Source organism: Pseudomonas sp. SA195 (assembly GCF_054131565.1).
Genome location: NZ_CP096392.1, coordinates 1,727,727 through 1,741,466, shown reverse-complemented (window position 1 = coordinate 1,741,466; position 13,740 = coordinate 1,727,727). Strand labels below are relative to the sequence as shown.

Below are 13,740 nucleotides of genomic sequence, written 5' to 3'. Positions count from 1 at the left end.
GCGCCGATGATCAGAGTTCGGCCGCCAGGCGCGAGCCCTGATTGATGGCACGCTTGGCATCGAGCTCAGCCGCGACGTCGGCTCCGCCGATCAGGTGCACCGTGCGGCCTGCTGCCTCGAGTTCACCCTGCAACTCGCGAAGAGGATCCTGACCGGCGCAGACGATCACGGTATCGACGGGCAGCACCTGCGGTTCTCCCGAGGCCACGCGGACGTGCAGCCCCTGATCATCGATGTGCAGATACTCCACGGAACTGATCATCTGCACATGCTTGTTTTTCAGGCCGGTGCGGTGAATCCAGCCGGTGGTTTTGCCAAGCCCGTTACCCACCTTGCTCTTCTTGCGTTGCAGGAGGTAAACCTGTCGCGCCGGTGCATGCGGAGCAGGCTTGATACCGGCGATGCCGCCACGCGCCTGCAACCCCAGGTCGATGCCCCACTCCTTCCAGAACGCTTCGCGGTCAAGGCTGGTCGACTGGCCGTCGTGGGTGATGAACTCCGATACATCGAAACCGATGCCGCCCGCGCCGATGACCGCAACGCGCGGCCCCACCGGCTTGCGCTGCAGAATGGCATCCAGGTAGCTGATGACCATCGGGTGCTCGATGCCCGGAATGTCCGGCGTGCGGGGCGCAATACCGGTGGCGAGCACGATTTCGTCGAAACCGCCGGCCAGCAGTTCCGCCGCCCCGATCCGGGTGTTCAGCCGGAGCGTCACACCAGTGTCGCGCACCTTGTGCTCGAAATAGCGCAACGTTTCGTAGAACTCCTCCTTCCCGGGAACGCACTTGGCGACGTTGAACTGGCCGCCGATTTCGCTCGCCGAATCGAACAACGTCACCTCATGGCCACGCTCTGCCGCTACCGTGGCCGCCGCCAGGCCTGCCGGACCAGCACCTACCACAGCAATCTTCTTCACCTGGGTGGTCGGGATGTAGTTCAGCTCGGTTTCGTAGCAGGCCCGCGGGTTTACCAGGCAGGTGGTGAGCTTGCCGCTAAAGGTGTGGTCGAGGCAGGCCTGATTGCAACCGATACAGGTATTGATAGTGTCGCTACGACCGGCGGCGGCCTTGTTGACGAAATCAGGATCAGCCAGAAACGGGCGCGCCATCGAGACCACATCCGCGTCGCCCTCGGCCAGCACCTGCTCGGCAATTTCTGGCGTGTTGATGCGGTTGGTCGTGACCAACGGGATGCTCACCTCGCCGCGCAGCTTGGCGGTGACCTTGGTGAAGGCGGCGCGTGGCACCTTGGTGGCGATCGTCGGAATCCGCGCTTCGTGCCAACCGATACCGGTATTGATCAAGGTCGCACCGGCACGCTCGATCGCCTTGGCCAGCAGCACCACCTCCTCCCAGGTGCTGCCACCCTCGATGAGATCGAGCATGGACAGCCGGTAGATGATGATGAAATCCGTGCCCACTGCCTCTCGCACCCGACTGACGATCTCGACCGGCAGGCGCATCCGGTTTTCGTAGCTTCCACCCCAGCGGTCGTCTCGGTGATTGGTATGCGCGACCAGGAACTGGTTGATGAAATACCCTTCCGAACCCATGATTTCGACGCCGTCGTACCCGGCCTGCTTGGCCAGGCTCGCGCAATTGACGAAGTCGCCGATCTGCTTCTCGATGCCCGCCTCGTCCAGTTCGCGCGGCGTGAAGGGATTGATCGGCGCCTGGATGGCGCTCGGCGCTACCAGTTGTGGGCTGTAGGCGTAGCGCCCTGCATGCAGGATCTGCATGCAGATCTTGCCGCCCGCTTCATGAACCGCTTGGGTGACGATCCGATGCTCCTCGGCTTCCGCCGCGGTTGAAAGTTTTGCAGCCCCGGCGCGTACCGAACCTTCCTCGTTGGGTCCCACGCCACCGGTAACGATCAGCCCGACCCCGCCCCGCGCGCGTTCCGCAAAGAAGGCCGCCATACGCTCGAAGCCATTGGGCATCTCCTCCAGGCCGGTGTGCATCGAGCCCATCAAGGTGCGATTGCGCAAAGTGGTGAAGCCCAGGTCCAACGGGGCAAGCAGATGGGGAAAGGCGGTCATGGTCAATCCTCGAGTCAGGCGGCACGAAGCACGTGCAAGCATTCAGCGGTCTATGGCCGCGCCTCTGTCGAGCACGGTCCGAATGCCAAGACGATAAACAGCCGGCGCGGCTCGCTCAATGATCGAAACTAACAACCACCTGACCCTGTCGTACAAAACCGCTTGGCATTCCAGAGGTTACTGTCTACTCTGGGCCGTCCTAGCCCTTAGCTGCCTATGCCCACGCACAGTAAATTTTTCGCCCTTGCGCTGATTGCGCTCGCCGCCTTGATTCTCTATCTCGACTGGACTGGAGAAAGGCCTGGCGGCCCGTTGCTGTCCGACCTGCGTACGCTGCCCATCGAGAGCCAGGGCCATCCCGGTGGCGCCGGCAACCTGGTGGCGATCGAAACCCGCCTGCTGCCGGCCGACTACCAGGACGCAGAGCGCCTGCGATTGCGCTTCGCCACCTACCTTGACCAAGCGAGGGACGCAGGGCTACTCAATGCCCATACCGTCGTGGCGCTTCCGGAACACGTGGGCACTGGGCTATTCGCTACGGACGAGAAGCCGGAGGTGCAGCAAGCCCGGACGCTACGCGACGCGATGCAGTGGATGGCCTTGAGCAACCCTTGGGACTATTTGCGCGCGCTGCTCGATCACCAAGGCAGCGATCGCCGTACCGAAGCCGTCCTGAAGATCAAGGCCCGGCAGATGGCACGCGACTATCAGGATGTCTTCGGCGACCTGGCCAGGCGCTACGGCGTTACTCTCGTTGCCGGCTCCATCGTGCTTCCCGAGCCACGGCTCAAAGACGGGCGCCTTCTGGCCGGAAGCGGCCCGCTGCGACAGGTGAGCGTTACCTTCGCGCCAGACGGCGCGCCTCTGGCGCCGCTGCAGTACAAGCTGAACCTGAGCCGTTACGAGCGACGCTACAGCGAAGCGCCGACGGAGGCGGCCAACGCACCGATCCAGACGCCAGCCGGCCGCCTGGCCGTGTTGATCGGCTGTGATGGCTACCGCGGCATGCCCGCCAACAACGCCCAGCTGGCCGTCATCATCGGCGCGGGACAGACCCTGCCGCCGCCCTGCCCTCCCGGGGATCCCAGCGCAAGCGGATTACCGACACTCAGCGTCAGCACCCTCGGTTTGCCGTGGAACCTCGTCGGCTCACCTCGCCGCCCGACGCGGCACCTGCACAGCGAGCCGGTACGTATTACCAACCTCTGGTTGCCGCCACAGTGAGGCCATCTCACCAGAAGGTGCGCTTAGGCGACCTTTCCGTCGGCTTCGTGCACAGCCTGGCCAGCGCCCTGGAAGAACGGCGAATCGATCCGCAACCATTGTTACTCGCTTACGGCTTGGACCAGGCGCGGCTCGCCGAGCCACAGGCGCGATTGTCCATCCCCCGCTACATGCGCCTTGGCCACGCCGCCATTCAGTTGGCCGGCGAACCCGGGCTTGGCCTGGACATGGGCCGGCTGCGCAAACCTGGTCATCTCGGGCTGGTCGGCGTCACGGCCGCCCAGGCGCCGACCGTGCGTGAGGCCGCGCGCACGCTCGTCCGCTTCGAACCGCTCTACGCATCGAACTACCGGGGTAGCTCCAGTTTTCAGGAAGACACCACGGGCGCCTGGCTGCGCTTCTATTCGATCAGCCCCTATAACAGTTACAACCGCTTTGTCGTCGATACGGTATTGGCCAGCTGGCTTTCCCAGCTGGGCGCAATCGCCTGCCAACCGTTCATTCCCGCAGCGGTGCACATCGAATTCGCCCGCCCTGCCCATGCCGCCCGCTACGAAGCTTTCTTCGGCCTCGGCGTCGAGTTTGGCGCCGAACATAACCAGCTACGCCTCGATCAGGCCTCGCTGGCATTGCGTAATCCCGAACATTGCCCCGGAACCTGGCGGCAGCTGTTGGCGCTGTGCGAAGCCGAACTGGACCAGCGCACCCGCACCCGCAGCTTGCGCGAGCGCGTCGCGCAATTGCTCGGGCCGATGCTCAAGGGCCAGGAGCCGGACCTCAATCTAGTCGCCGCGCGCCTGCAGCTGCCACCCTGGACGCTGCGGCGCAAGCTGGAAGAAGAAGGCACCACCTATCGCGCCATCGTCAATGACACCCGGCGCGACCTGGCAATGGCCTATATCAGGGACACCGAATCGGCGTTTGGGGAAATCGCGTGGCTGCTCGGGTTCTCGTCAGCCGAGGCGTTTCAACGAGCGTTCAAACGCTGGTGCGGCCAGACACCCGGTGAGTACAGACGCGCGCAACGGCGCGACGTCTAAAGCTCGAAGGCATCGTCAGCCGGCTCCGGGCCGTCCTGCTCGGTGGCATGCCATTCGAGGATTTCGTCTTGATAATCGTCCATTGGCGTCTCCTCTCGATTGTCGACCCGATCGCTACAAAGACCGTGCCATGACGCTAACGCGTTCACATGACCAGCACATGAACCCGCCACGTTAGGATCGAGAAATAGCGCTCGGTTGAGGAAGTCGCAACGCGCCCGATCGCCGCACCCGCAGGCGGCGCGACCTCGGGCGAATTCGGCTAGGGCGTGGCCAGACCGGCGGCAGTCATGAATTGCCGCAGCAGCCAGGCCACGACGCCAAGTGTCAGCACACTGGCCGACCAGATAACCACCAACCACGTCATCCGTTGCCAAAGGGGCTTTGGCTTCTGTGCACCATCATTGGGCTCGTTTTTCATGGCGCGCTCCATGCAACCTCAGTGGTACCCGTCTTCGACGCTGACCTTGCCGCGGAAAACGTAGTAGCTCCAGGCGGTGTACACCAGGATCAACGGAATGATCAGCAACGCGCCCACGACGGCAAAACCCTGGCTTTGTGGCGGCGCGGCAGCCTCCCAGATGCTCACCGAGGGCGGAATGATATTCGGCCAGAGGCTGATCCCCAGCCCGCTGTAGCCCAGGAAAATCAGCGCCAGCGTAAACAGGAACGGTGAGTAATGCGCGTAACGGGCGATCGACCGCAGAAGCCCGAACGTACAAACCAGTACCAGGATGGGTACTGGCATGAACAACAGCAGGTTAGGCATGCTGAACCAACGCTCGGCAATGTCGGGGTGGGTCAGAGGCGTCCAGATGCTGACGATCCCGGTGACCGCAAGCACGGCCCAAACCAGCGGAATGCCGATGTCATGCATGCGCTTTTGCAAGTCGCCTGCGGTTTTCATAATCAGCCAGGTGCAACCCAACAAGGCGTAGGCAACGATCAGCGCCAGTCCGCAAAACACCGAAAACGGCGTCAGCCAGTCCAGTGCGCCGCCTGCATAGGCGCGATCCTCGACCGGAAAACCATGGATAAACGCCCCCAGGGCCACGCCCTGAAAGAAGGTCGCCGCAAGCGAACCACCGACGAATGCTTTGTCCCAGATGTGCTGGCGATTCGCGCTAGCCTTGAAACGGAACTCGAAGGCCACACCGCGAAAGATCAAACCCATCAGCATGAAAATGATCGGGAGGTACAGCGCCGAGAGCACCACCGAATAGGCCAAGGGAAACGCGGCGAACAATCCGGCCCCGCCAAGTACCAGCCAGGTTTCGTTACCGTCCCAGATCGGCGCGACGGTATTCATCGCCACGTCGCGCTCGGAGGTGTCGGCCAGGAATGGAAAGAGAATACCGATGCCCAGATCGAAACCATCCATGACCACGTACATCATGATTCCGAAGATGATGATGATCGCCCAGATCAGCGAAAGATCGATGCCCATTGCTCAGTTCCTCTCGCCCAGTTCGTCACCATGATCATGAGGGATCGCCTCGTCGGCTGCCGACAGCGGCCGCATCGGGGTGCGCTTCTCACCAGGGCCACCCGCGCCCTTCTCGTTGCCTTCGTTGATAATCGGGCCTTTGGCAATCAGCCGCAGCACATAGACGAAGCCGATACCGAACACCGCGAAGTAGATCAGCACGAAGAGCGCTAGTGTGAGGCCAAGCTGTTCGGCGCTGTGGTTGGACACGGCATCGGCGGTGCGCATCACGCCATAGACGACCCAGGGCTGTCGGCCTATCTCGGTCGTGAACCAACCCGCGAGGATCGCCAGTATGCCGGACGGCCCCATCAACAAGGCCAGACGCAGGAACGGCCGGGTCCGGTAAAGCCGACCGCCGCGCCGCAGCCAAAGGCTCCAGAAGCCGGTCAGGATCATCAACAGGCCCAACGCAACCATGATCCGGAAGGTCCAGAACACAATCGTGGCGTTGGGGCGGTCTTCGGCAGGGAACTCGTTTAACGCGGGCACCTGCTCGGTCAGGCTGTGCTTGAGGATCAGGCTGCCAAGGTAGGGGATTTCCACCTTGTACCGTGTTTCCTCGCGCTCCATGTCAGGCCAGCCGAAGAGCAGCAAAGGCGTCGCCTCGCCGGAACTGTTGTCCCAATGACCTTCCATCGCCGCGATTTTCGCCGGTTGGTGTTCGAGGGTATTCAGCCCGTGGAAGTCACCGACCACTGCCTGGATCGGCGCGACGATCAGTGCCATCCACATGGCCATTGAAAACATCTTGCGGACCGCCGGGTTGTCGTTGCCTCGAAGCAAGTGCCAGGCCGCGGAGGCACCCACCATGAAGGCCGTCGCCAGGAACGCGGCGATCGCCATGTGCGTCAGGCGATAGGGAAACGAGGGATTGAAGATGATCGCCAGCCAGTCGACCGGAACCACCACGCCGTCGATGATCTCGTGCCCTTGAGGCGTGTGCATCCAACTATTCGAGGCGAGAATCCAGAAGGTCGAAATCAGGGTGCCGACCGCCACCATCAACGTGGAAAAGAAATGCAGCCCCGGCCCGACCCGGTTCCAGCCGAACAGCATGACGCCAAGGAAGCCCGCCTCAAGAAAGAACGCCGTCAGGACCTCGTAGGCCAGCAAGGGCCCCGTCACGCTGCCGGCGAACTCCGAATAGGCGCTCCAGTTGGTCCCGAATTGGTAAGCCATGACGATGCCCGACACCACGCCCATCCCGAAGTTGACCGCAAATATCTTTAACCAGAAGTGATAAAGGTCACGGTAGACCTGGCGTTTGGTCTTCAGCCACAAACCTTCCAGCACCGCCAAGAAGCTTGCCAGCCCGATGGTGATCGCCGGAAAAATGATGTGGAAGGAAATGGTAAAAGCGAACTGGATCCGCGCAAGCTCGAGAGCTTCCAAACCGAACATTCACTACCCCTCGTCAGCAGCCGCTTGCACCTGGCTTGTTAATTAGTCACGCATTAGTGACAGCATTAAAACCCAAGGGTGCGCACCTGGCGCGCTACCAGATGACGCAGGCAAGGCGAAATGACCTGGATCAAGCTTGTTGTGAGAGAGCAAAAACGCAGGCTGCAAGCCAGCCGCTACATCGGTCAGCGAGACGCTAGCATGGCGCCGACTTGGGCACATGGGTTAGCTAGGTTGTCGCGCAGGCGACGCCCGCGTGGCGATCGGGCCGCACTGTTTAGTTAGGTGTCCGGAAGAACCTGGCGCACTGGACCGGCGCGGTGCTACAGGCAAGGCGGATAAACCGCCGGAACGAAAAAAGCGGCCCTGAGGCCGCTTTTAGCGAGGCTTCCATCGGAAGCAGATATGGCGCAGCGGACGGGACTCGAACCCGCGACCCCCGGCGTGACAGGCCGGTATTCTAACCGACTGAACTACCGCTGCGCGTCGGCCGGACTTGCGTCCGAATCACAAGGCTATGATCTGGCTTTTTCCTTTCGGATAATGGCCGTTCGCCCTGCGAGGCGCGCAATTTACGCACCCACCCCCGGCAAGTCAACAGGTTGCAACATTTTTTTCGTAGAAATGCCGGCACCTTGCAACCGCGCCAGTAATTCGGCCAACCGCTGGGCACCTTTTGCCTGAAAAACAGTCAGTTGGCCTGGCATACTCAGGCGCTTCCTCGCCATGATCCGGCTCTGCGGCTAGCCTGTCAGACAGGCATCGGCTCACGCACCCTGGAGGGTCATGTCCGTTATCACCGTCATTGGAGTGCCTCGCTTGGCTTTTCCTGCTGCCCTCCAGCGTATTCGCCCACACGCGCCTATCCTCGTAAGCGCGCTGGTGGTCGTCGTGTTTGGCCTTTATCTGGCCGCACAGGTTGCCGATTGGCTCCAGCTGATACGCGAACCTGCGAAGCAGCCTGTTGGCGAAGCCCAACCTGCCGGCGTTGTGCCGGACCTGCAGCGCATGTCCACCCTGTTCGGAACCCCGGCGAACTCTGCCTACACCCCCGACACGGCTCATTCTGATCTAACCTTGCTCGGCAGCTTCGTGCATGCGGACCCGGCTCGCTCCACCGCGATCGTTCAGCTGTCCGGCAGCCCGCCTCAGCTGTACAGGGTCGGCGAGGAACTTCAATCGGGGCTGAGCCTGAAGAGCGTTCATCCTGACCGCGTCGAAATCCAACGCAATGGGCGGATCGAGAATTTATTTTTTCCGACTACCCGAGCCGTAACAGCCGTACCGGACAATCTGCCGGATTACAGCGAGCCCGCCCCAATGGATGCCATCGATCCGCAAGCGGAGATGCTTCAGCAACAGATGGAAGCACTGCGCCAGCAGATGGAAGGCTCGGCGGAATCGCCGGAAACACTGCCCACCGATGAACAGAACATGGAAGATGACTGACTGATGCCGCCTTTCTCCTCTCGTCCGCTCGTTGCGTTCCTTGCCGCCAGCTTGCTCATTGCACCGCTGCCCCTGCTGGCGGCGGAACCTGGCATCGAACCGAGCGAAACCCAGCAGGATGGCTGGACGATCAATCTCAAGGACGCCGACATCCGCGCATTCGTCGACCAGATCAGCCAGCTGACAGGCCAGACTTTCATCGTGGACCCGCGGGTAAAAGGCCAGGTCAGCGTGGTTTCATCCACGACACTGTCCTTGTCAGAGGTTTACCAGCTGTTTCTTTCTGTGATGGCGACGCACGGCTACAGCGTCCTCACGCAGGGCGAAGTGACCCGCATCGTACCGAACGCGGAAGCCAAGTCCGAAGCCGGAGGCGGACCGACCGGCGGGGATTTGCTGGAAACCCGCGTGATCCAGGTCCAGCACACCTCCGCGACCGAACTGATTCCGTTGATACGCCCGCTGGTGCCTCAATACGGGCACCTCGCCGCCGTCGGCTCCGCCAACGCGCTGATTATCAGCGACCGCAGCGCGAACATTTCGCGCATCGAGGATATCGTCCGTCAGCTGGACCGCGCGCAGAGTGACGACCACAGCGTGGTGAACCTGCAATACGGCTGGGCAACGGATATTGCCGAGGTGCTGCGCAACACGCTCGCCCGTGGCGAAGCGCGGGACACCGCTGGCGCACAGATCATCGCCGACTCCCGCACGAACCGCCTGGTGTTCACAGGCCCGGAACAGGCTCGGCAGAAACTCGCCAACCTCGCCAAGACGCTGGACACGCCGAGCACCCGTTCGGCCAACACCCGAGTCATACGCCTGCGGCACAACGATGCGAAAGCGCTGGCCGAGACGCTGGGCGACATTTCCGAACGACTATCCGAGCCCGGCGAGGGTGAAACTCAAAGCACCCGTCAGCAAAATATCCTCATCCGCGCCGACGAGAGCCTCAACGCACTGGTCATGCTGGCCGAGCCCGAGGTGATCAGCACCCTCGAGTCCATCGTTCGGCAACTCGATATCCCGCGGGCACAGGTAATGGTCGAGGCGGCCATTGTCGAAGTATCCGGAGACATTACCGACGCCCTGGGCGTGCAGTGGGCGGTCGACGCTCGCGGCGGCACAGGCGGCGTGGGCGGCGTCAGTTTCTCCAATACTGGCCTTTCCGTTGGCAGCGTTCTGTCGGCGATCAGTGAAAACGAGATCCCCTCGAACCTGCCCGATGGCGCCATTATCGGTCTCGGCACAAGCAGCTTCGGCGCTTTGATCACCGCGCTGTCGGCCAATAGCAAGAGCAACCTGCTGTCGACACCCAGCCTGCTCACGCTGGACAACCAAGAGGCGGAGATCCTGGTCGGTCAGAACGTGCCCTTCCAGACGGGCACCTATACAACCGATGCATCCGGTGCGAACAACCCCTTCACCACTATCGAACGGCAGGATATCGGCGTCACGCTCAAAGTCGTGCCACACATCAATGATGGCGCGACGCTGCGCCTGGAGATCGAGCAGGAAATTTCATCGATCGCCCCGTCAGCGTCGCTTTCCGCGCAGGCCGTCGACCTCGTGACCAACAAACGCTCCATCAAGAGCACCATCCTCGCCGAGGATGGGCAGGTGATTGTGCTTGGCGGCCTGATACAGGACGACGTCACCCGTACCGATTCGAAGGTCCCGCTGCTCGGTGATATCCCCCTGCTCGGTGCCCTCTTCCGTTCCACCCAGGAAACGCACGTCAAACGTAACCTAATGGTATTTCTACGGCCGACCGTCGTACGCGACCGTGCTGGCCTGGCTGCGTTGTCCGGTAAGAAGTACAGCGATATAAGGGTCATCGAAACGGACTCAGACAGCCCGAGCATCCTCCCCGCAACACCGGAGCGGTTATTCGACGGGCAAGGCCAGCCGGCACCGGCCATCGATCTGCGCTCGGGTAAAGCAGCCGCACCTGCCTCAGCCGTTCAGGTCGTCCCGCGGCCGGAACCCACGGCAACGGCGGCGCCCCGAGCAGGGTGGTCCGTGCAATTGGCGAGCTTTCAAAATCCCACCAGCGCGCAGGCGCTCCAGGAGAAGCTCAGCAGCCAGGGTTATGAGGCCTATGTCAAAACGACCGGCAACACCCACCGCGTATTCGTGGGACCGGTCGAAGCGCGCGCCGAGGCCAGTCGCCTACTTCAGCGGCTATCCGCCGAGCAGCGCCTGGACGGTTTCTTGGTAAAGGTCGAAACGGCTGGGGAGTAGCCGGTCAGCCCAGGAGGATGCGGCACCGTAGGTGCCGCAAATAGCTCATAGCGCAGCCAGACCCCTGGCGAGATCGGCCTTGAGATCCTCGACATCTTCGAGCCCTACCGCGACGCGGATCAGGCTGTCGCGGATGCCCGCATTGGCCCGCTCATCGGGCGTGAGGCGGCCATGCGTCGTCGTGCCGGGATGAGTGATGGTGGTCTTGCTATCGCCCAAGTTCGCCGTAATGGAAATCAGACGTGTCGCATCGATGAAACGCCAAGCGGCTTCTTTGCCGCCAGCGATCTCGAAACTCAGCACCGCGCCAAAACCTTTCTGTTGCCGCTTGGCCAGCTCGTGCTGCGGGTGGCTCGGAAGGCCAGCATAGTAAACCTTCTCCACTCCAGACTGCTGCTCAAGCCACTCGGCAAGCACCTGGGCACCCGCGCAGTGGGCCTGCATACGCAGGCGAAGGGTTTCCAGCCCCTTGAGAAACACCCAAGCGTTGAACGGGCTCATGGTCGGGCCAGCGGTGCGCAGAAAGCCGACCAACTCCTTCATCTGCTCCGCGCGGCCGGCGACCACGCCGCCCAGGCAACGGCCCTGCCCATCGATGTACTTGGTCGCCGAATGGATGACGATGTCAGCGCCCAGTGCCAGCGGCTGCTGCAGTGCGGGCGTGCAGAAGCAGTTATCCACCGCGAACAAGGCGCCCTTCGCACGACAAAGGGTGGCAAGCCCCTCGATATCGACCAACTCGGCCAGCGGGTTGGACGGTGACTCGACGAACACCAGCTTGGTGTTCGGCTTGAAGGCACCCTCCCAACGCTGAAGGTCAACCAGCGGCACGAAGTCCACCTCGAGCCCGAAACGCTTGAGATACTTCTCGAACAGCGAGACGGTTGCACCGAATACGCTGCGGGAAACCAGCACATGGTCGCCGGCCGAGCACAGGCTCATGACGGTTGCCAGGATGGCGGACATGCCGGACGAGGTCGCCACGGCTTGCTCGGCCCCTTCCATAGCAGCAATGCGCTGCTCGAACGCCCGCACCGTCGGGTTGGTATAGCGTGAATAGACGTTACCCGGCTTTTCGCCAGCAAAGGTTGCCGCAGCATCCGCGGCGCTGCGGAACACATAGCTAGAAGTGAAGAACAACGGCTCGCCATGTTCGCCCTCTGGCGTGCGCCGCTGACCAGCGCGTACCGCCAGGGTATCCGGGCCGACGCCTAGCAGGTCGCTGTCGAGGCGCCCCGCATCCCAATCATGTGCCATAGTGATTCTCCTCGCTCCGGCGCTGAATCGCCGACGCACCGGTCAATTGTTATGCAGGTCGATGATAGCGCTGGCGACGGCCGACTTGGCCTTGCTGAGGTCGTTGCGAGCCTGCTCGATCTTATGCAGATAGACTTCGTCGATATCACCGGTCACGTACTTGCCATCGAACACGGCACAGTCAAAGTTATCGATCTTCACCTTGCCCCCCCCGACCGCATCGATCAGGTCGGGCAGGTCCTGATAGACCAGCCAATCGGCGCCAATCAGCTCGGCAACTTGCTCGGTGGTGCGGTTGTGCGCGATGAGCTCATGCGCGCTGGGCATATCGATGCCATAGACGTTCGGGTAGCGCACCGCTGGCGCAGCGGAGCAGAAATAAACATTCTTCGCCCCCGCCTCGCGCGCCATCTGGATGATTTGCTTGCAGGTCGTGCCCCGCACGATGGAGTCGTCCACCAGCATTACGTTCTTGCCGCGGAACTCCAGCTCGATAGCGTTGAGCTTCTGACGCACCGACTTCTTGCGTGCCGCTTGCCCGGGCATGATGAACGTGCGGCCGATGTAGCGGTTCTTGACGAAGCCTTCGCGGAATTTGACACCGAGCCGGTTGGCCAGCTCCAGCGCGGCGGTGCGGCTGGTGTCAGGAATCGGAATGACCACGTCGATGTCATGCTCGGGCCGCTCTCGCAGAATCTTGTCCGCCAGCTTCTCGCCCATCCGCAGGCGCGCCTTGTAGACCGAAACGCCATCCATCAAGGAGTCGGAACGTGCCAGGTAGACGTGCTCAAAGATGCAGGGTGCGTAGTGTGGATTGGCCGCGCATTGGCGCGTGAAGAGCTTGCCGTCGGTGGTGATATATACCGCCTCGCCGGGCGCCAGATCACGGATCAGCGTAAAGCCCAGCACGTCGAGCGCAACGCTTTCAGACGCGATCATGTACTCCACGCCTTCGTCGGTATGGCGCTGGCCAAACACGATCGGGCGAATGGCATTGGGATCGCGGAAGCCGACAATGCCGTAACCGGTGACCATGGCCACCACCGCATAACCACCGACGCAACGTTCATGCACCTTCGTCACGGCCGCGAATACGTCTTCCTCGGTAGGCTGCAACTTGCCGCGCACAGCCAACTCGTGGGCAAACACGTTGAGCAACACTTCGGAATCAGAATTGGTGTTCACATGGCGCAGATCGGATTCGTAGATTTCCTTGGTCAACTGGTCGACGTTGGTGAGATTGCCGTTGTGCGCGAGCGTGATGCCGTATGGTGAGTTGACATAGAAGGGCTGGGCCTCGGCGGAGCTGGAGCTGCCGGCGGTGGGATAACGAACGTGACCGATCCCCATATTGCCCACCAGACGCTGCATGTGGCGCTGTTGGAACACGTCGCGGACCAGGCCGTTGTCCTTGCGCAAGAACAGCTTGCCTCCATCACTGGTCACGATTCCAGCCGCGTCCTGCCCGCGATGTTGCAGTACGGTAAGAGCGTCATATAACGCCTGGTTGACGTTCGACTTACCGACGATGCCGACAATGCCACACATGCAAGGAACCTCTCATTTCAGGCTGATCCGGACGCTCGGGAATCCCC

At 61.9% G+C, this 13,740-nt stretch carries 10 protein-coding genes and 1 tRNA gene; 4 read left to right on the top strand and 7 right to left on the bottom strand.

The annotated features are described in order from the left end of the window. Positions 1-10 precede the first annotated feature (10 nt). Positions 11-2,041 carry an oxidoreductase gene (locus M1D78_RS08110; RefSeq protein ID WP_437419733.1) on the bottom strand — a complete coding sequence of 677 codons (2,031 nt, stop codon included), beginning with the start codon at positions 2,039-2,041 and terminating at the stop codon, positions 11-13. Positions 2,042-2,257: 216 nt separating this feature from the next. On the opposite strand from M1D78_RS08110, the gene M1D78_RS08105 reads away from it, so the two are divergent. Then, the gene (locus M1D78_RS08105) at positions 2,258-3,265 is read left to right on the top strand and encodes a carbon-nitrogen hydrolase family protein (RefSeq protein WP_437419734.1); all 1,008 of its coding nucleotides are present in this window, start codon (positions 2,258-2,260) and stop codon (positions 3,263-3,265) included. Continuing rightward, positions 3,262-4,305 (top strand): AraC family transcriptional regulator, encoded by a 1,044-nt coding sequence (locus M1D78_RS08100; protein WP_437419735.1) that lies wholly within the window; start codon positions 3,262-3,264, stop codon positions 4,303-4,305. The genes M1D78_RS08105 and M1D78_RS08100 overlap by 4 nt, the downstream gene beginning before the upstream one ends. 262 nt (positions 4,306-4,567) lie before the next feature. Here M1D78_RS08100 and M1D78_RS08095 read toward each other — a convergent pair whose 3' ends face one another. The 4 genes from M1D78_RS08095 to M1D78_RS08080 form a co-directional block, all read right to left on the bottom strand. Further along, on the bottom strand, positions 4,568-4,726 hold the full coding sequence (locus M1D78_RS08095) for a DUF2474 domain-containing protein (protein ID WP_437419736.1): 159 nt from the start codon (positions 4,724-4,726) through the stop codon (positions 4,568-4,570). 18 nt (positions 4,727-4,744) lie between these two features. Continuing rightward, complete coding sequence (gene cydB / locus M1D78_RS08090) at positions 4,745-5,752, bottom strand: cytochrome d ubiquinol oxidase subunit II (RefSeq protein ID WP_437419737.1); 1,008 nt, start codon at positions 5,750-5,752, stop codon at positions 4,745-4,747. Positions 5,753-5,755: 3 nt separating this feature from the next. Further along, positions 5,756-7,195: a cytochrome ubiquinol oxidase subunit I gene (locus M1D78_RS08085; protein WP_437419738.1), complete on the bottom strand. Its 1,440-nt coding sequence runs from the start codon at positions 7,193-7,195 to the stop codon at positions 5,756-5,758. 406 nt (positions 7,196-7,601) lie between these two features. Further along, positions 7,602-7,678, bottom strand: a tRNA-Asp gene (locus M1D78_RS08080). Between the two features lie 525 nt (positions 7,679-8,203). Here M1D78_RS08080 and M1D78_RS08075 point away from each other — a divergent pair. Beyond that, entirely contained in the window at positions 8,204-8,644 is a 441-nt protein-coding gene (locus M1D78_RS08075; protein WP_457933558.1) for a type II secretion system protein N, read from the top strand. 3 nt (positions 8,645-8,647) lie between these two features. Further along, on the top strand, positions 8,648-10,888 hold the full coding sequence (gspD, locus tag M1D78_RS08070; protein ID WP_437419740.1) for a type II secretion system secretin GspD: 2,241 nt from the start codon (positions 8,648-8,650) through the stop codon (positions 10,886-10,888). Between the two features lie 45 nt (positions 10,889-10,933). On the opposite strand, the gene M1D78_RS08065 is transcribed toward gspD, so the two are convergent. Beyond that, on the bottom strand, positions 10,934-12,145 hold the full coding sequence (locus M1D78_RS08065; RefSeq protein WP_437419741.1) for an O-succinylhomoserine sulfhydrylase: 1,212 nt from the start codon (positions 12,143-12,145) through the stop codon (positions 10,934-10,936). Positions 12,146-12,187: 42 nt separating this feature from the next. Next, a complete protein-coding gene (gene purF, locus M1D78_RS08060) occupies positions 12,188-13,693 on the bottom strand; it encodes an amidophosphoribosyltransferase (protein ID WP_437419742.1) in 1,506 nt (501 codons plus the stop codon). Positions 13,694-13,740 lie beyond the last annotated feature (47 nt).